Consider the following 20,733-nt stretch of genomic DNA (forward strand, 5'->3'; position numbering starts at 1 on the left):
CTACCGGGACGCGTCCCGAGCCATGCCCTGGAGCGCCTCCGTCAACCGCTCCACGAGCCGCTGGACGTGGGGCGCGCGCAGCAGCGAGTAGTGCGTGCCGGGGAGCACCTCGCGCGTCAGCTGGCCCTGGACGTGCGCGCTCCAGCCGTCATCTCCGCGCGTCGGGTCGTCGCCCGCCTGGAGCAGGAGGACGCGGCCGGTGAACGTTCCAGGGCGGTGGTGCTTCAGGGCGCGCAGGTTGCGGGTGAAGACGTGCAGGAGCGTACGTCCTGCCGCCGTGGCCGCTTCCGGCGTCGCGAGCTGGCCCTGGTCGAGCTCGAACAGCGCGGCCACCTGGTCTGCGTCGTCCACGTCGAGCGGCACGCGGTCATCCGTCGCCGGGCTGGCATCGATGAGCGCCACGAGCTCCACGGTCTCGCCCCGGGCCTGGAGCTGACGGGCCATCTCGAAGGCCACCACGCCTCCCATGGACCAGCCGCCCAGCCGGTAGGGGCCGTGGGGCTGCACGGTGCGCACGGCGGACACGTAGAGCGCCGCCATCGCCTCCACCGTGTCGAGCGGCGGACGGCTCCCATCGAGCCCCTGGGACTGGAGCCCGTAGAAGGGCTGATCCGGGCCCAACTGCTTCGCCAACGCCGCGTACGCGAGCACGTTGCCGCCCACCGGGTGGACGCAGAAGAAGGGCCGCCGCGAGCCCTCGCGCTGGATGGGCACGAGCGGGGAGAAGACCGCGGGCGCCTGACGCAGCAGCCGGGCCAGCGTCTCCACCGTGGGCGCCTGGAAGAGGGCGGCCAGGGGCAGCTCGCGCTGGAAGCGCTCCCGGATGCGGGCCATCAGCTTCACGGCGAGCAGGGAGTGACCGCCCAGGTCGAAGAACGGACGTGTCACGCCAATGGGGCGGACGCCCAGCAGCTCCTCCCAGAGCGCCACCAGCTCCCGCTCCAGGTCGTCGCGTGGGGCGACCTCCGTGATTTCGGAGGGACGGGAGGCCGGTGCATGCGGGATATGCATCCGGCGAAGCTCGTCCTCCGTCAGCAGCGTCCGCTGGTCCAGGGGCGCGTCGGGCGCGGCGAGGACGGTCTCCAGCAGCGTGCTCCAGCGCTCCATCAGCCGCTGGACCGTGGCGGCGTCGAAGAGGTCCGTGCTGTACGTGAGCGCACCCTGGAAGCCGTCGGGCTGCCGGGTGAGGGCCAGGTCCAGATCGAACTTCGCCGCCGTGGAGGGGACTTCCACCGCCTTCAGCGTCAGACCCGGGAGGGCGACCTCCGGCTCCGGTGTGTTGTGCAGCGCGAAGAGGGCCTGGAAGAGCGGGGTGCGGCCCAGGTCGCGCTCGGGCTGGAGCGCGTCCACCAGTCGCTCGAAGGGGAGGTCCTGGTGTTCGTACGCGCCGAGCGTGGTCGTGCGCACCTGCGCGAGGACCTTCCGGAACGACGTGTCCGCGGTGAAGCGGGCGCGGAGGACCAGTGTGTTGACGAAGAAGCCGATGAGGCCTTCGGTCTCCGCGTGACGGCGGTTCGCGATGGGCGTGCCCACCAGCACGTCGTCCTGTCCGGCGTACCGCGACAGCAGCAGCTGGAACGCGGCCATGAGCACCATGAAGGGCGTGGCGCCTTCCCGCTTCGCCAGTGCTTCCACCGCGTCACTCGAGGCCGGCGTCAGGTGGACGGGCCACCGTGCTCCCTGCGCGGAGCGGCGGACCGGACGGGGCCGGTCCGTGGGCAGCGCCAGCGCATGCGGTGCCCCTTCGAGCTGGCGCTTCCACCAGTCGAGCTGTCCCTCCAGCACCTGGCCTTCCAGCCACGAGGCCTGCCACCGGGAGAAGTCCGCGTACTGCACGGGCAGCTCCGGCAGTGGCGACGGCTGGCCCTGGCGGAAGGCTTCGTAGAGCGCCACCAGCTCGCGCACGAGCACCCCGAAGGACCAGCCGTCGGAGACGGTGTGATGCGTGCACAGCAGGAGCACGTGCTCCATCGAGTCCAGCCGCAGCAGTGTGAAACGAGCGAGGGGACCCGTGCCCAGGTCGAAGGGACGCAGCGCATCCGCGTCCACCCGGTGCCAGACCTCGGCTTCACGCGCGTTCGCGGGCAGGGCCTCCAGGTCCTCCGTGCGCAGCATTCCCGTGGGCGCGGGATGGATGCGCTGACGTGGCGTTCCGTCATGTGTCTCGAACGTCGTGCGCAGGGTTTCGTGCCGCTGCACCAGCGCGTCGAAGGCCCGCTGGAGGGCAGGGACGTCCAGCGCTCCGGACAGCCGCAGCGCGAAGGGCATGTTGTAGAGCGTGCTGCCCGGCTCCAGCTGGTCGATGAACCACAGCCGCTGCTGCGCGAAGGACAGGGGCGCGAGTCCGTCCCCCTGGGTCCGCGTCAGCGGCGGCAGCGCGGGCGTGGGCGCGGCGTCCGCCAACCGCTGGGCGAGGCCCGCCACGGTCGGTGTTTCGAAGAGGGCCCGGACGCGCAGCTCCACGCCGAAGTGGGCGCGCACGCGCGACACTACCTGCGTGGCCAGCAGCGAGTGCCCGCCCAGCTCGAAGAAGTTGTCGTGACGGCCCACGCCGGACACGCGGAGCAGCTCCTCCCAGATGGCGGTGAGGCGCTCCTCGGTGGGAGTCGCGGGAGGCTCGAAGCCCCGTGCCGAGCGCGACGATGCGTCCGGCGCGGGCAGGGACTTGCGGTCCACCTTGCCGTTCGGCGTCAGGGGCAGGACGGGCAGGGCGAGGAGGGCGGCCGGCACCATGTAATCGGGCAGGTGCCTTCGCAGGTGCTCGTGCAGTGGCGCCGTGTCGACGTTCGGCGTGACATAGGCCACGAGCCGCGAGTCGCCCGGAACGTCCTCGCGCACCAGGGCCACCGCATCCCGGACGCTGGGATGGGCGCGCAGAGTGGACTCGACCTCCCCCAGCTCGATGCGATAGCCGCGCAGCTTCACCTGGAAGTCCAGGCGGCCCATGAAATCGAGCGTCCCGTCCTCGCGCCACCGGGCCTTGTCGCCCGTGCGGTACAGGCGCGCTCCAGGCTCTGTGCCGAACGGGTCCGGCATGAAGCGCTCGGCGGTCAGGTGCGGCCGGCCCAGGTAGCCGCGCGCGACGCCCTCACCGGAGAAGCACAGCTCTCCGGGCAGGCCGAAGGGCACCAACTCCTGCCGTTCATCGAGCAGGTACGCGCGCAGGTTGTCGAACGGCCGGCCGATGACGGGCAGCGCGGGGGACGGTTCCTTCAGCTCCCACGCGGTGGTCGCCACGGTGCATTCGGTGGGGCCATAGGTATTGAAGGCCCGCGTGCGCCGGGTCGCGGCGAGCCGCCGCCAGAGCACTTCGTCCAGGGCCTCGCCGCCCACCAGCAGCAGTGACGGCAGTCGGGGGCGCTCCAACATCCCCGCGTCCAGCAGGAGCTTCAGCTGCGCGGGCGTGACGTCCAGCGTGTCCACCCGCGTCTGCTCCAGCCACGTGAGCATCCGCTCCGGCTCCAGCCGGAGGTCCCCCGGGACCAGGCACACGCAGTGGCCATCCACAATCCAGAGGAGCTGGTACACGGACGCGTCGAAGAACAACGGCGCGTTGACGCCGACCCGGAGCCCCGGCGGCTGTCCCGCGTACACGGTCCGCAAGAGCGCATGGCGCAGGTGGAGCACCGAACGGTGGCGCACCATCACGCCCTTGGGCGTGCCGGTGGAGCCAGACGTGTAGATGACGTAGGCGAGGTTCCCCGGCACCGCCGCCGGCGGCAGGTTGTCCAAAAACCTGTCGGACAGTCGGACAGGTTCCGAGCCGCCCGCCGCCGGGGCGGTTTCCAAAAACCTGTCGGACAGTCGGACAGGTTCCGAGCCGCCCGCCGCCGCCGGGGCGGTTTCCGAAAACCTGTCCGACAGTCGGACAGGTTCCGAGTCGCCCGCCGCCGCCGGGGCGGTTTCCAAAAACCTGTCGGACAGTCGGACAGGTTCCGAGCCGCCCGCCGCCGGGGCGGTTTCCGAAAACCTGTCCGGCAGTCGGACAAGTTCCGGGTGTTCCTCCTCCGCCGGTGCGTCCTCCAAAAACCTGTCGGACAGTCGGACAGGTTCCGAGCCATCCTCCGCCGTCGGCGGCGGGTTGTCCGAGAACCTGTCGGACAGTTGGACAGGTTCCGGGGCTTCCTCCGCCGCCGGGGCGTCCTCCGAGAACCTGTCGGACAGTCGGACAAGTTTTTCGTCCATCCGCACCAGGTGGGGCACGTCCGGGCTCCACGCCTCCAGTAGGGCCCGCGTGGTCACCAGCACGGACGCGCCAGAGTCTTTGAGGACGAACGACTTGCGCGCGGCGGGCGCGGCCGGGTCCAGCGGCACGAAGGCGCCCCCGGCCTTGTTCACCGCGAGCAGCGCGACGATGGCCTCCACCGAGCGCTCCAGGCACAGGCCCACCGTCACCTCCGGGCCCACCCCCAGCGACCGCAGTTGCCAGGCAAGCTGGTTGGCCCGCGCGTTGAGCTGCTGGAAGGACAGCGTCGTCTCCCCGAACACCAGGGCGTCCGCGTCCGGGGTCCGCGCCACCTGCGCCTCGAAGTGGCCGTGTAGCGTGCCCTCGCCGTCGAAGGACGACACGACCCCGGCCAGGTCGCCCAGGAGCTGTCGCCGTTCCTCCTCCGAAACGAGGGACAGTCCGGACAGCGGTCCATCCGGATCCGTGAGCACCTCCTCCAGCAGCACCTGAAGGTGGGTGAGGAGCCGCGCCATGGTGGGACGCTCGAAGAGGTCCGTGGCGTATTCGAGCTTGCCCCGGAAGCCGTCCTCACGGCGGTCCAGGTCCAGGCTCAGGTCGAACTGGGACGTGGTGCGCTCCGCGATGGCCGCGGGGCGCACGGTGAGGCCGGGCAGCGACAGCTCCGGCACTGGCGCGTTCTGGAGCGCGAACATCACCTGGAACAACGGCATGCGGCCCAGGTCACGCGACGTTTGCAGGGACTCCACCAGCCGCTCGAAGGGGACGTCCTGGTGCTCGTAGGCGCCCAGCGTCGTGGCGCGCACCTGGGCCAGCAGCTCCCGGAACGTCGTCCGGGCGCCGAAGCTTCCACGCAGCACCAGCGTGTTGACGAAGAAGCCGATGAGGCCTTCGGTCTCCGCGTGACGACGGTTCGCGATGGGCGTGCCCACCAGCACGTCGTCCTGGCCGGAGTAGTGGTGCAGCACCGTCTGGAAGGCCGCGAGCAGCACCATGAAGGGCGTGGCGCCTTCCTGCTTCGCCAGGGACTCCACGCGCTCGGACAGGGTGAGGGGCAGGTGCACCGGCACCGTGTCTCCGCGCTGGGTGGAGACGGCGGGACGGGGCTTGTCGGTGGGCAGCTCCAGCGCCCGGGGCGCTCCTTCGAGCTGCTGGGCCCACCATGCCAGCTGCGCCTCCAGTGCCTCTCCCTGGAGCCAGGCTCGCTGCCAGAGCGCGAAGTCCGCGTACTGCACCGGCAGCTCCGGGAGCGCGGGCGGACGGCCTTCACGCAGGGCCGCGTAGAGGGCGGTGAGCTCGCGCACCATCACGCCTAGCGACCAGCCGTCGGAGACGATGTGGTGGAGGTGCAGCACCAGCACGTGCTCCTCGGCCGCGAGCCTGAGTAGCAGGGCGCGGATGACGGGGCCACGCTCCAGGTCGAACGGCCGCTGGGACTCCGCTGTCACCAGTCGCTCCGCTTCGCGCAGCCGGGCTTCGGTGTCCTCCTGCGTGGTCAGGTCCACGCGCTCCAGCGGCACGGTGGCCTGCGTGTGGATGTGCTGCACCGGCTGGCCCGCTTCCGTGCGGAAGGTTGTGCGCAGGGATTCGTGCCGCGCCATCAACGCGTCCAGGCTTCCCTTCAGCGCGGCCTCGTCCAGCGCGCCGAGGAGCCGCAGGGCGACGGGCATGTTGTAGAGGGCGCTGCCCGGTTCGAGCTGGTCGATGAACCACAGCCGCTGCTGCGCGAACGACAGCGGCAGCAGCGGGGGCCTCGGGACTCGGGTGAGGGACGGCACGTGCTCGCGGTGGTTCGTGGTGGCGCCCAGGTGCCGGGCGAGCGCGGCCACCGTGGGCGCGTTGAACAGCTCACCCAGGGGCAGCTCCACGCCCAGCGCCGAGCGGATGCGCGACACCACCTGGGTGGCCAGGAGCGAATGGCCTCCCAGGTCGAAGAAGTCATCGTGGATGCCCACGGCGTCCAGGTGCAGCACCTCCGCCCAGATGGCCGCGAGCTGTGTCTCCACGGCGTTGCGTGGGGCTTCGCTTGTGGACTCGGTGGACCGGGGCGCTTCGGGCACGGGCAGGGCCCTGCGGTCCACCTTGCCGTTCGGTGACAGCGGCAGGGACGGCAGCGCCACCCAGGCGGACGGCACCAGGTAGTCCGGGAGCTGCCGCTGCGCGTGCGCCTTCACCCGGTCGGTGCTGGCGCTGTCCCCGTCGAGGACCACGTAGGCCACGAGCCGCTTCTCACCGGGGACGTCCTCGCGCGCGAGCACCACGGCCTCGCGAACATCCGGGGCCTGGCGCAGCACGGCCTCCACTTCTCCGGGCTCGATGCGGAAGCCGCGCAGCTTGAGCTGGAAGTCGGTGCGGCCCAGAAACTCGAGCGTGCCGTCGTCGCGCCAGCAGGCCCGGTCGCCCGTGCGGTACAGGCGGGCGCCCGGCATGGCGGAGTGGGGATGGGGGATGAACCGCTCGGCGGTGAGGTCCGGCCGCTGGAGGTAGCCCCAGGCCAGACCGTCACCACCGACGTACATCTCGCCAGGGAGCCCCGGCGGCAGGGGCTGAAGGTGCTTGTCCAACACCCACGCGGTGGAGTTCGCCAGCGGCCGGCCGATGGGCACCGAGCGCTCCACGGTGTCCCCCGCGCGCAGCGTGTGCGTGGTGGAGAAGGTGGTGTTCTCCGTGGGACCGTACCCGTTGACGAGCACGGCGTCCGGCGCCATCCGCGACAGGTGTTCCCGCACGCGAGGCACGGGCAGCACGTCCCCGCCCGCCAGCACCTGCCGCACGCCCGCGACCGACGCGCCTTCGTGAAGGACCATCTGCTCGAAGAGGGCGGCGGTGAGCCACAGCGTGGTGACGCCCTCCACGGCGAGCAGCGTGCCCAGCTCAGACAGCGAGAGCGCATGCGGCGGTGCGAGCACCAGCTTCGCGCCGTGCAGCAGCGCGCCCCAGAGCTCCATCGTGGAGGCGTCGAACGCGACCGGCGCGGCCTGGAGGAAGACCTGCTCCGGACCGAAGGCGATGAAGCCATTGCCCCGGACGAGGCGCACGATGCCCCGGTGCGGCACGCAGACACCCTTGGGACGGCCGGTGCTGCCCGACGTGAACATCACGTAGGCCAGCGCCTCCGCGGGCACCCGCACGTCCAGCGGCGTGACCGGCTGCTTCGCGCTCAGGTCCGCTTCCGCGTCCAGCAGCACGAACAGCCCGGTCACCGCCGGCAGTTCATCCGCCAGGGCTGCCTGCGTGACGAGCACGCTGATGCCCGCCTCCTGGAGCACCCAGGCCGTGCGGTCCGCCGGGGCCTTCGCCTCCACGGGGACGTAGGCCGCGCCCGCCTTGAGGATGCCGAGCATGCCGGTGACGAGCTCCGGCGAACGTTCCATGCACAGCCCCACGCGGTCCCCGGGCCGCACGCCCAGCCGGCGCAGATGGTGCGCGAGCTGGTTCGAGCGGCGCTCCAGTTCGCCATACGTGAGCTCACGCGCAGCACCCGGCGCCGTGTCCACCGATGGGAAGGACCCCGGACTCGCGGGCATCTTCACGGCGATGGCGTCTGGCGTGCGCGCGGCCTGCTCCGCGAACAGCGCGGGCACGGAGGCGTCACGCGGATACTCCGTCGCGGTGTCGTTCCAGGTGGCGAGTACGTGGTGCCGCTCCTCGGGAGTCAGCAGCGGCAGGTGCGTGAGTGGCATCTCCGGCGACGCCACCGCGGCTTCGAGCAGCACGTTCAGGTGCCGGGCCATTCCGGCCACCGTGCCGGGCGTGAACAGGGCGGTGTTGAAGTTGAGACCGCCCGTGAAGCCCTCGGGGGCGCGGTGCAGCAGCAGCTCCAGGTCGAAGCGGATGGCGCCCGGGTCGGCGTTCATCGGTTGGAGCGTCAGGCCGGGCAAGGCCAGCGGCGGCAGCGGCGCGTTCTGCAGCGTGAAGGTGACCTGGAAGAACGGCGTGCGGGACGCGTCGCGCGCGGGGTGCAGCGCCTCGACGAGCTTCTCGAACGGGAGGTCCTGGTGCTCGTAGGCGCCCAGGGTGGTGTCCCGCACGCGCGAAAGCAGCGAGACGAAGGTGTCGTCGTCGAGTAGCCGGGTGCGCAGGACGACGGTGTTGGCGAAGTAGCCGATGAGGCCTTCGGACTCGGCGTGGCGGCGGCCCGCGATGGGCGAGCCCACCAGCACGTCGTCCTGGCCGGCATAGCGGCCGAGCAGCACCTGGAACGCGGCCAGCAGCACCATGTACGGCGTGGCGCCCTCGCGCTTCGCCAGTGCCTCCAGGGCTTCGCTGGAGGCCCGCGGGAGGGTGAAGGGCAGCAGGGCGCCCTGGAAGGTCTGCCGGGCGGGACGCGGATGGTCCGTGGGCAACTCCAGGTGCGACGGCGCGCCTTCCAGCTGCCGCCGCCAGTAGCCGAGCTGCGCGTCCAGCACCGCGCCCTGCAACCAGTCGCGCTGCCACAGCGCGTGGTCGGCGTACTGCACCGGCAACTCGGGCAGCGGGGAGGGGAGGTTCTGGGAGAGCGCGGCGTAGAGCGTGCCCATCTCGCGCACCAGGACGCCGGTGGACCAGCCGTCGGAGATGATGTGGTGCAGGTTCAGCACCAGCACGTGCTCCGTGGGCGACAGCCTCAGCAACAGGGCCCGGAGGAGGGGGCCCTGCTCCAGGTCGAACGGAGTGCGCGCCTCTGCGTGGGCGAGCCCTGTGGCTTCGGCGCGGCGCTGCTCCAGGTCCGGGATGCCGGTGAGGTCCACCTGTCGCAGGGGCAGCGGACCGGGAGCGTGGATGACCTGCTCCGGGGCCCCTTCGTATTCGCGGAACGTGGTGCGCAGGGCTTCATGCCGGCGGACCAGCCGGTCGAAGCCGCGCTGGAGCGCGACAGGGTCCAGCGTGCCTTCCAGCCGGAGCGAGAACGGCATGTTGTAGGCGGTGTCCGCGGTGCCCAGTTGATGGATGAACCACAGCCGCTGCTGCGCGAACGACAGCGGCAGCACGGCGGGCCGCACGCCACGGGTCAACGGCGTGAGGCCGGTGGGATCGGCCTTCGGAGGCTCGGCCTGTGCGGGCGCCACGGAGCCGGACGGAGCGATGCGCCGGGCCAGCGCCTCCACGGTGGGGGCTTCGAACAGCGTGCGCAGCGGCACCTCCTGGCCCAGGCGCGCCCGCACGCGCGCGGCCACCTGGGTCGCGAGCAGCGAGTGTCCGCCCAGCTCGAAGAAGCTGTCCCGCACGCCGACCCGCGCGATGCCGAGCACCTGCGCGAAGATCTCCGCCAGGGCGCGCTCGGTGTCGTCGCGCGGGGCGATGGGCTCCGCGCGTCCGGCGGTGGGCGCGTCCGGCGCGGGCAGGGCCTTGCGGTCCACCTTGCCGCTGGAGGTGAGGGGCAGCGCCTCCAGGCGGACGATGGCGGAGGGCACCATGTACTCGGGCAGCCGCGAGTGCAGGAACGTGCGCAGTCCGGCCACGTCGAGCGTCCCCTCGTCGACACGAACATAGGCGACGAGGCGCGGTCCTCCCGTGCCTTCCTGGCGGACGACGGCCACGGTGTCACGCACGCCGGGCCAGGACTGGACCGCGGCTTCGATGTCGCCCAGTTCGATGCGGAAGCCGCGCAGCTTCACCTGGAAGTCCGCGCGGCCCAGGTACTCCAGCGTGCCGTCCATGCGCCACCGGGCGATGTCGCCCGTGCGGTACAGGCGGGCGCCGGGCGTGTCGCTGAAGGCGTCGGGGATGAAGCGCTCGGCGGTGAGCGAGGGGCGGCGCCAGTAGCCCCGGCCCACCTGTACTCCGCCGATGAACAGCTCACCCGGGATGCCCACGGGCACCGGTTGGCCGTGGGCATCCAGCACGTGCATGCGCGTGTTAGCCACGGGCCGGCCAATGGGGACGACTCGCAGCGATTCGTCGCGCGGGCACTCCCAGGACGTCACGTCCACGGCGGCCTCGGTGGGGCCGTAGAGGTTGTGCAGCGTAGTGTGCGGCAAGCGCGACTGGGCACGGAGCACCAGGTCCGCGGGCAGGGCTTCGCCGCTGCACATCACCTGGCGCAGGCGCGTCAGGGACTCCAGGCCGGGCTCCTCCACGAAGGCGCGCAGCATGGACGGCACGAAGTGCGTGGTCGTCACGCCCTCGCGCGCCATCAGCGCCACCAGGTAGTCCGGCTCCTGATGTCCGCCGGGCCGCGCGAGCACCAGCCGCGCGCCCGTCATCAGGGGCCAGAAGAACTCCCAGACGGACACGTCGAAGCTGAACGGCGTCTTCTGCAGCACCGTGTCCGACGGCGTCAGGCCGTAGCGGCCCTGCATCCAGCGCAGGCGGTTGACGACGCCCGCGTGCGCGTTCATCGCGCCCTTGGGACGGCCCGTGCTGCCAGACGTGAAGATGACGTAGGCGAGGGAGTCCTCACCGGCGAGCGGCGGAGGCCGGACGGTGGGCTCGCGCGCGATGGCCTCCCACTGGGTGTCGAGCGCGATGACATGCGCGGCGGCGTGGACGTCTCTCGTCGCATCCCGAGCGATGCCGTGCCGGGCATGCGAATGCAGCGCGGTGCTGATGCCTTCGTGGGCATCTCGCGCGATGACGTGCGCGGCATGCGAATGCAGCGCGGTGCTGATGCCTTCGTGGGCATCTCGCGCGATGACGTGCGCGGCATGCGGAGGCAGCGCGGCGCGGAGGCGCTCTTGCACGAGGAGCACGGGCGCGGCGGTGTCCTCCAACATCCCGGCGAGCCGTTCCGAGGGCGTGGCCGGATCCAACGGCACGTAGGCCGCGCCGGACTTCAGGACGCCCAGGAGCGCAACCACCATCTCCAGCGAGCGTTCCATGCAGACGCCCACCAGGGTCTCCGGACCCGCGCCGTGCGCACGCAGGTAGTGCGCGAGCTGATTGGCCCGGGCTTCGAGCTGCGCGTACGTGAGGCACTGGTCCTCGAACTGGAGCGCGAGGGCCTCCGGCGTTCGTTCGGCCTGGGACTCGAAGAGGTGGTGGAGCGTGGCGCCGGTGGGGAAGTCCACGCGCGTGTCGTTCCAGCCGCGCAGCACCTGTTCGCGCGCGGCCGGCGTGAGCAGCGACAGGGTGGAGACCGGTGCGTCCGGTGCGGCGACGACCGCCTTCACCAGCACTGTCAGGTGCTCCGCCATTCGCTCCAGGGTCGCGGCGTCGAAGAGGGCGGTGGCGTACTCCAGGCGGCAGCGCAGGCCGTCGCGCTGCTCCCAGACCTCCAGGCTCAGGTCGAACTTGGACGTCGTCACCGGCACGTCCACGCCGCCAATCTGGAGCCCGGCGCCTCCGGTCGTCTGGGCCTCCGGCACGTTGATGACGTTGAGGACCGTCTGGAACACCGGCGTGCGGCTCAGGTCGCGAGGCACCTGGAGCACGTCCACCAACTGCTCGAAGGGCATGTCCTGGCGCGCGTAGCCGCCCAGTGCCTGCTGCTTCACGCGCGAGAGGAGCTCCCGGAAGCCCGGAGCCCCATGGAGCCTCGCGCGGAAGGCGAGCGTGTTGACGAAGCAGCCCAGCAGGCCCTCCACCTCGGGGCGAGAGCGGCCCGCGATGGGCGTGCCCACCGCGAAGTCGTCCTGTCCGGAGGTGCGGGAGAGCAGCACCTGGAACAGCGCCATCAGGACCATGAAGGACGTGGCGCCTTCACGGCGGCCCAGCGCGAGGAGCGGCTCGGACAGCTCGCGAGGCAGGTGGAAGGCGTGCGCGGCGCCCGCGTAGGACTGCGCTGCGGGGCGGGGATGGTCGGTGGGCAGCTCCAGCGGCGGCGTGCCCTGGATCAGGTCCTTCCACCAGCGGGCCTGTTCCTCCAGCACCGGCCCGGTCAGCCACGTGCGCTGCCACACGGCGTAATCGGCGTACTGCACCGGCAGGGGCGGCAGGACGGAGGGAACACCCGCGCTGGCGCAGGCGTAGAGGACCGGAAGCTCGCGGCTGAGCACCAGGGCGCACCAGGCGTCGGAGACGACGTGGTGCAGGAGCAGGTGGAGGACGTGCGTGTCCGGAGCCAGCCGCAGCAGCAGCGCGCGGGCCACGGGGCCCGTGTCCAGGTGGAAGGGCGTGGCGGTGTACGCCTGGCAGCGGCGAAGCATGGCGGCCTCGCGTGCTTCGGCCGTGTCGCCGGGAACATCCTCCGTCTCCAGGGGCAGGGGGCAGGTCGCGTGGATGACCTGCACGGCGCCGGTGTCACCCAGGGCGTACGTGGTGCGCAGGACCTCATGGCGTTCCACGAGCGAGTGGAGCGCCGTCTGGAGCGCGGTGACATCCAGCGCACCCGTGAGCCGGAAGATGATCGCGTTGTTGTAGGCGGTGCTCTCCGGCTCCAGCTCCTGGAGGTACCAGAGGCGCTGCTGCGCGAACGACAGCGGCAACGGCCGGTCGCGCGGCGCACGCGGGATCGTCTGGAGCGCACCGGAGGCGCTGGGAGTCTCCGCGTGCACGGTCGCGGCCGGTGCGCTCGGGGCGACAGGAGACGCGGGGCGCGGTGCGGGCAGCTTGAAGGCAGGGAGGTTCACGGCCTCGACACGGCCATCGGCGCGCAGGCGCACGGGCCGGCCGGTGCGGTAGAGGCTCTCGGAGCCACTCAGCGGATGGGGCACCAACCTGTGCGGCGCCTCACCCGTCGCCCTCCAAAGGGCGGCGGGCAGACCCGCGCCCGACAGGGCCAGCTCTCCGACGACGCCCGCGGGCACGGGCGCCCCGGCCGCGTCCAGCACCCAGACGTCCAGGCCCGGAGGCAGCTTCTCCTCCGGTGCACGCGGCAGCAGGCCGCCATCCCGGGCCTCCCCCGCGAGCAGCACGTCGCCGCCCGCCGTGCGCTGGAGCGCCGACGCCAGCTCCGCGGACGCGTTCTCCAGGACCCATGCCCCTACCGGGGCCAGGGCCTCGCGTGCTCCCGGGAGGTCCGTCAACGCGCGGGCCAGCCGTGCCGTGGTGTTCACCAGCACCGCGCCCGACTGCTTCGCCAGGGACAGCAACTCCGCCGCATCCGTCTCCTGCTCGCCGCGCACGCGCCGCGAGTGTGACGCCGCATCGGCGGCCACGGCCTCGCGGGCCCTGGCCAGTCGCTGGAGTCCTTCCAGGACGACCGGCGTCTCCAGGCCGAAGTCGATGAGACACGTCACCTCGTCCACATCCGAGGCCCGCACCTCGCGCAGCCGCTGGATGCCGCTCTCCACCGTGCCGATGAGGCCGGTGCCCTTCGCGTGGTGCTCGAAGGTGTGCTCCAGCAGTGCGTCGATGTCCTCTCGGGACACCTTGGCGATCTCCCCCTGATACCCCTGCGCGGCGAGCAGCGACGTGGTGATGTCCGCCGAACTCCGGAAGTACGCCAGCAGCGGCTTGCGCACCTGCCGGAGGACCTCCGCCTCGTCGTCACCCAGGTACGTGTGCAGCATGCAGGTGATGTGGCCCCGGCCCGGGTGGCCGTTGCGGCGCCACGCCTCGCGGTAGAGGGCCACCTTCGGCTTCAGCTCCTCCAGCGAGTGGGCGAAGAGCCCCGTGAGCACGCCCGCGCCCAGCTCGCCCGCGAGCCGGAATGTCTCCGGGTTCGCGGTGGCGGTGAGCCACACGGGCAGCTCGCGCTGCACCGGCTTCGGGCGCAGGCCCACCTCCACGGTGACGCCGTTGCCGCCCGGACGCCGCAGCCGGTCTCCCCGCCACAGGCCTCGCAGCGTCTCCAGGTGGCGCAGCAGGATGTTGCGCCGGTCGGCGTAGTTCCCGGGCGCGAAGATGAAGTCCTGCACGTGCCAGCCCGTCGCGACGGACACGTCGACGCGGCCCTGCGACAGGTTGTCCACCACGGCCCACTGCTCCGCGACGAGCAGCGGATCATGCAGCGGCAACACGACGCTGCCGGAGCGCAGGCGCAGGTGCTTCGTGACGGACGCGAGCGCGGCGGAGACCACCGCGGGCTGCGGGTAGATCCCGCCGAACGAGTGGAAGTGCCGCTCGGGCGTCCAGATGGCCGAGAAGCCGTGCGCGTCCGCGAACTTCGCACCCTCCATCAGCAGCTCGTACTTGGGCCCGGTGAGCGAGTCCTCGTCATTGGCGAAGTACGACAGGCTGAGCTGAAGCGGACGCGATGCCGCCTCGTCCAATGAACCCCGGCGCGATGCGGTGGCCTCGGAGGGGAACAGCACGCGCAGGCCGCGCGACAGGGCCCAGAGGGCTTCCAGTTCGGGCTTCTCGGGAGCGGGTTCGGAGGCGGCGAGCCAGGTGGTGCCCGGCGCCGGACGCAGCCGCGCATCCAGGCCCGCGAAGAAGCCCGTGAGCGACGTGTGACTCAGCGCCCACGCGGGCTGGCCCGCACCCATGGGCAGGAGCCACGCCAGGGACTCCGGCGAGGGAAGCGGCAGCGCCTCCGCCACCGTCAACGGCGACGCGTCTCCCAGCACCTCTTCGACGTGCAGAACGCGTGAGGACTCCAGGCGTGCCGAAGTGAAGAGCCCGCGCCAGGTGATGAGCCGGGGCACGACACTGCCTTCCACGGCATAGACGGCCAGCGAGTCCAGGTCCGAGGGCCCGAGCGCCACCGGCGCGCCGCCTGCCTCCAGCACGCCCCATAGCGCGGCCAGCTTCTCCGGCGACGCACGGAGGCAGAGCGCCACGGGCTCTCCCGGCCGGAGTCCCTGCTCCCGCAGCCTCGACGCGAGCCTTCTCGCGCGCGAGGCCAGCTCCCTCCATGTCCAGGTCCGCCCGGCCTGCTCCACGGCGACGGCGTCCGGCTGCCGCAGCGCGTGTTCGCGCAGGCGTGCGGGCAGGACGGGGGCCTGCGTGACGGGCGGGGGCGCGGGCCATGCGCGGCGTTCGGCGCCGGTGGCCAGCGGCAGGCGGGAGAGGGGCTGCTCGGGCCGGGCCAGCGCCGCGCCGAGCAACACCTGGAGGTGCTCCAGCATCCGCCGCGCGGTGGAGGCGTCGAACAGCTCCGTCGCGTACTCCAGCGCGCCGTGGATGCGGCCGGGTTCCTCGGTGAGGATGAGCGTCAGGTCCGACAGCGTGGCGCCCCATTGCACGGGCGTGCCCGGGACTTCGATGAACGTGCCCCGCGCTCCGACGGCCGCCAGCGCGTCGCCGCCCATCTCCAGGTTCGAGTGGTAGACGAACACCGTGTCCGTCATGCGCTCCCGGCCGATGTCGCGCCCGGGGACGAGCTGCTCGACGAGCATCTCGAAGGGCACGTCCGGCCGCGACTGCACGTCGGTGACCTCGCGTCGCACGCGGTGCAGGAGCTCGCGGAAGCTCGGGTCATCTCCCACGTGGGTCCGGAACGCGGCTGAGTGCGCCACGTAGCCGATGAGCGGCAGCAGCTCCGGCCGCGTGCGGTTGCCAATGGGCGTGCCGACGATGAGGTCCGCCTGCCCGGTGTAGCGGTGCAGGAGCGCGTTCCACGCGGCGAGCACCGTCATGTACGACGTGAAGCCCTCGCCGCGTCCAAAGGCGACGAGCGCCTCGGCGAGCTTCGGTGGGAAGTCCAGCACCATGCGCTCGGAGGTGAGCGGGCAGCTCGCGGGCCGGGGCCGGTCCGTGGGGATTCCGAGCTGCTTCGGCATGCCGGCCAGGCGCTGACGCCACCACTGTTCCTGTTCAGGGAAGCGCGCCTCCGCGAGCGACTGCCGCTGCCACGCGCCGAAGTCCGCGTACTGCACGGGCAGGGGTGCCAGCGGGGACGGCCGGACCTGGAGGAAGGCGGCGTAGAGCTGCCCCACCTCCTGGAGGAAGAGGGACGTGGAGAGCGTGTCGCAGACGATGTGGTGGATGGCGCAGACCAGCAGGTGCAGGTCCGCGCGCAGGCGCACGAGCGTGGTGCGCAGCACGGGGCCTCGCACCAGATCGAAGGGGCGCGCGGCGTCCTCGCGGGCGATGTGGAGCGCGGCCTCCTCGCGTTCCCCGGGCGTGCCTTCCACCTCCACGATGGGAAGCGGGATGCGCACGTGGGGATGGAAGCGCTGCACGGGCCGGCCATCCACGGCGTCGTAGGTGGTGCGCAGGGCTTCGTGGCGCTGGACGACCTCCTGGATGGCCCGCTCCAGGATGGCGGCGTCGGCGGGGCCTTCCAGGCGCAGGACGAAGGGAATCGTGTACGCCGACAGGCCGGGGAGGTGCTGCTCCAGGCGCCAGACGCGCTCCTGCACGAAGGACAGGGGCAGCGGCTCCGTGCGGGAGCGGGGCACGAGTGGCAGCTCGCGCGTGGGCTCCCGGGCGGGGGCCTGTTGGAGCAGCGGTTCGATGCGGGAGGCGAGCCCCGCGACGGTGGGCGCTTCGAAGAGGGCGGCCAGCGGCACCTGGACGTGGAATGTGTCGCGGAGCTGATTGAGCAGCTGTGCGGCCATCAGCGAGTTGCCACCCAGCTCCAGGAAGTTGTCGTCGCGTCCGACGAAGTCCACGCCCAGGCGCTGACGCCACAGAGTGGCGATGCGGACCTCCACGTCACCGCGAGGCGCGTCCTCACGGCCCCCCGGAACCGGGAGGGAAGGGCGCTCCACGGGCGGAGGCGCCACCGCTGCGCTCGTGCTCACGGGCGCGGAGGACGACAGACCTGGCATGCCGATGTGAGCGCTCATGGACGGATCGCGCGACATCGCGGACGACGCGAGCGGTCCGGTGACGGCGCTCGTGGACTGGGCGTGCAAAGACGGGGACGGCGCGAGCGTTCCGGTGGAGGCAGTCACCCGTGCCTGCGTTGGCGAGGCCATCGCGGACGTGTCGGTCAGGCCCGCCGTCGCGTGAGCACGGACGGGCGGAGCGGAGACCGGAGGGAGTCCACCGGCCGGGGCCGTGTGAGGCGCGGACGCGGTCACCACGGCCGCAGGGGCAACGTCCTGTCCCGCGGCTCCCGTCTCGATGGCCGCACCGTCCTGAGTGCGAGGCTCCACCCAGCAGCGCTTGCGCAGGAACCTGTACGTCGGCAGGTGCACGCGGCGGCGCTGCTCGTGGGCGTAGAACGCGGTCCAGTCCACCTCCAGGCCCTGCGTCCACAGCTCGCCCACGCACTGGAACAACCCCGACTGCTCCGTCGTCGCACCGCCCCGGCGCAGCGACGCGAGCGCCTTTACTCGCTCCCGGTCCGCACCCAGGCACGCGCGGATCAGCGGGGTGAGGTCCTGGCCGGGCCCCACCTCCAGCAGCACGCTGCACCCTTCCTCCAGCAGGGCCCCCACCGCGTCCGTGAATCGCACGGGCTGCCGCATCTGCGTGGCCCAGTACTCCGGCGCGGCCAGCTCGCCCGGATGCGCCAGCGCCCCCGTGAGGCTGGAGACGTACCGCACGGAAGGCTCGCTGCGCTGGAGCGCACCCACCGCGCGCGCCAGTTCCGCCATCAACGGCTCCACGTCCGCCGAGTGGAACGCATGGCCCGACGGCATGCGCACCGCGCCCGCCTTGCGCTGCTGCAACACCGCCTGGAGGCGCTCCACCTCGTCCACGGGGCCGGAGACGACACACCGGTCCGGCGCGTTGATCGCCGCGAGCGTCAACCGTCCGGACAGCAGCGGCCGGACCTCCGTCGCCGGCAGCGCCACGCCGAGCATCGCGCCCGGAGGCAACCGGTGCATCAGCTCCCCTCGGACCACGGCCAGCCGCAGCGCATCCGGCAGCGAGAGCACACCCGCGACACAGGCGGCGGCGTACTCACCGAAGCTGTGCCCCAGCACGGCGTGCGGAACGATGCCCCACGCCTGCCACAGCCGAGCCAGCGCCACCTGCACCGTGAACAGGGCCGGCAGCGCGACACGGGTGTCGGAGAGCATCGCGGACGCCTCCGTCTCCTGGCCCGGTCCCGGACGCAGCAGCGTCTCCACCCGCGAACGCAGTGGCGCATCCAGCAGCGTCAGGCATGCATCCACCTGCGCGCGGAACGCCGGCACGGACGCATCCTGCTCCCGCCCCATGCCCACCTGCTGCGAGCCCTGACCGGAGAAGACGAACGCCACCCGCTTGCGGCGCGCCCCCTCCACGTCCTTCAAGCGCGAAGGCGCAGCCGTCTTGCGAAGCTGCTTCGCCAGGTCCGCCGCGTCCCGGGCGACCACCGCTCTCCGGTACTCGAAGGCCCGGCGTCCCACCGCCTGCGTATACGCGGCGTCCGCGAACACTCCTCCATCCCCCGCGACCTCCACGGAGAACCGGGCCGACAACGCCTCCAGCGACTCCGGCGAGCGCGCCGACAGCACTCGCAACGCCAGCTGCTTCGCCGCCGCCTCCAAGGCCTCCGGTGAACGTGCGGACAGGATCTGATCCGCCAGCTTCAACGACGCGGCCTCCAGCGCCTCCGGGGACCGGTCCGCCAGCACGTGCGACGCCAGCGCCAGCGCCCCCGCCTCCAGGGACTCCGGCGAGCGCGCCGACAGCACGAACAGCTGGTGCGAGCGCGTCGTGGGCCCGCTCCGCACGACAGGCGCCTCCTCCAGCACGGCGTGCGCATTCGTCCCGCCCACGCCAAACGAGCTCACCGCCGCGCGCCGGGGCGTCTTCCCCCGAGGCCAGGGCCGCAGGCGCGTGTTGACGAAGAACGGCCCCGCGTCGAAGTCGATCCGCGGGTTCGGAGACTCGAAGTGGAGGCTGGGAGGAATCTCCTCCTCGCGCAGCGACAGCGCGACCTTGATGAGCCCCGCGAGCCCCGCCACCGTGTCCAGGTGGCCCACGTTCGTCTTGAGCGACGCCAGGGGGATGGTGCCCCGGTGCTCGGGTCCCAGGCCGTAGGCGCGCTGGAGCGCAGCGACCTCGATGGGGTCGCCCAGCGGGGTCGCCGTCCCGTGGGCCTCCACGTAGCCGATGTCCGTCGCGGTCACGCCTGAACGGCGCAACGCCTGCGTGATGACGGTCGCCTGTCCCTGCACGCTGGGCGCCGTGAAGCCGGACTTGTCGCGCCCGTCGTTGTTGACGGCGGTGCCTCGGATGACGGCGTGGATGGGGTCGCCGTCGCGGACCGCGTCCTCCAGCCGCTTGAGCACCACGGCCGCCACGCCGCTGCCGGAGACGGTGCCCTTGCCCTTCGCATCGAAGGCGCGGCAGTGGCCGTCCGGGGAGTAGATCATCCCCTCCTGGTGTACGTAGCCGGTGCGCTGTGGCACCGACAGCCGCGTCGCGCCCGCGAGCGCCACGTCCGACAGTCCGGACAACAGGTTCTGACACGCGACATGCACCGCCACGAGCCCCGTGGAGCACGCCGTGTACACGAGCATGCTCTCGCCGGTGAGCCCCAGCTTGTAGGACACCTTCGTCGGCAGGCTCTGGTAGGTCGCCGTGCCGTACAGCTCGAAGAACGCCGCCGAGTCCAACGGCAGGTGCCGCTGCACCTCGTTCGCGTAGCCGGACTCGTTCGCGCCCGCGAAGAGGGAGATGACGCCCGGGAAGCGCGCGGGGTCGAGGCCCGCGTCCTCCAGCGCCGCCCACGCGCACTGGAGGAACATCCGCTGCTGCGGGTCGGTCCACTGCGCCTCGCGCAGGGACATGTCGAAGAACGCGGGATCGAACTGGTCGATGTCCGCGAGCACACCCTGCGCGGGCACGAACCCTGGATGCTGTGTCAGCGACACGCCCGGAGGCAGGCCGGGCATCGGCTCCAGCTCCTCGGGAGTGAAGCGGGAGATGGACTCCACGCCCTCACGCAGGTTGCGCCAGAACTCCTCCACCGACGCCGCGCCAGGGAAGCGCCCGGACATGCCGATGATGGCGATGGCGTTTGATGGCAGCGCTGGCGTTCGCTCCGTCGCGCCCCCTGACGGCATGGGCGTGGAGGCGGAGTTGGAAGGCATGGGCGCGGGAACCGGAGCGGAAGCAAGCGTGGATGGCACGGACGCGACGGGCTCCACTGTTGCCGTGGATTCAGGAGCCGTGGGCGCAATAGGGGGCGGCGTGGGCGCGAGGCTGGGCTGCTTGGGATACCCCTCTCGCTCCAGTCTTCGGGCCAGCCCGTGGACCGTTGGGTGTTCGAACAGCCAGACCACGGGCACGTCGCGCCGGAGCGACTCGTGCAGCCGGCTGGCGACGCGGACGACGGTGAGCGACGTGCCGCCCAGGTCCTCGAAGAAGTGGTCGTGGACACCGACGCTCCGGGCACCCAATTCCCGGGCCCAGATGGCGGCGAGCTGTTCCTCCAGCGGATCCGCGGGCTCCACGAACCGCCCCTTGCGAGCACTCGCCGCGACGTCCGGCGCGGGCAGGGCCTGACGGTCCAGCTTGCCGGTGGCGGAGAGGGGCAGCACGGGCAGCGGGACGAACGCGGCCGGGACCATGTACTCGGGCAGCCGCTGTCGCAGGTGTTCGCGCAGCGCCTGGACGTCCAACGCGCTGGCCACCACGTAGGCCACGAGCCGCTTGTCGCCGGGCACGTCCTCGCGCACGAGCACGGCCGCGTCGGTGAGGGCGGGCCAGTCCCGGAGGGCGGCTTCGACCTCGGAGAGTTCGATGCGGTAGCCGCGCACCTTCACCTGGGTGTCGATGCGGCCCAGGAACTCCAGGCTGCCGTCCGCGCGCCAGCGGACCCGGTCTCCCGTGCGGTACACGCGCTCTCCGGGCGTGGTGGCGAAGGGGTGGGGGATGAAGCGCTCGGCGGTGAGGTCCGGGCGGGAGAGGTA

At 71.9% G+C, this 20,733-nt stretch carries 1 protein-coding gene (only partly in view); it reads right to left on the bottom strand.

Annotated features, from left to right (window positions below):
• A protein-coding gene (locus tag D7Y21_RS21365; RefSeq protein ID WP_121715371.1) for a non-ribosomal peptide synthase/polyketide synthase crosses the window boundary here: on the bottom strand, nt 1-20,733 show its 3' portion. Its footprint extends 12,147 nt past the window's final position; only the last 20,733 of its 32,880 coding nucleotides appear in the window; its start codon lies off the right edge, out of view; it ends in the stop codon at nt 1-3.

It is taken from the genome of Corallococcus sp. AB045 (assembly GCF_003668895.1).
In the GTDB taxonomy this organism is placed as follows: Bacteria; Myxococcota; Myxococcia; order Myxococcales; family Myxococcaceae; genus Corallococcus; species Corallococcus coralloides.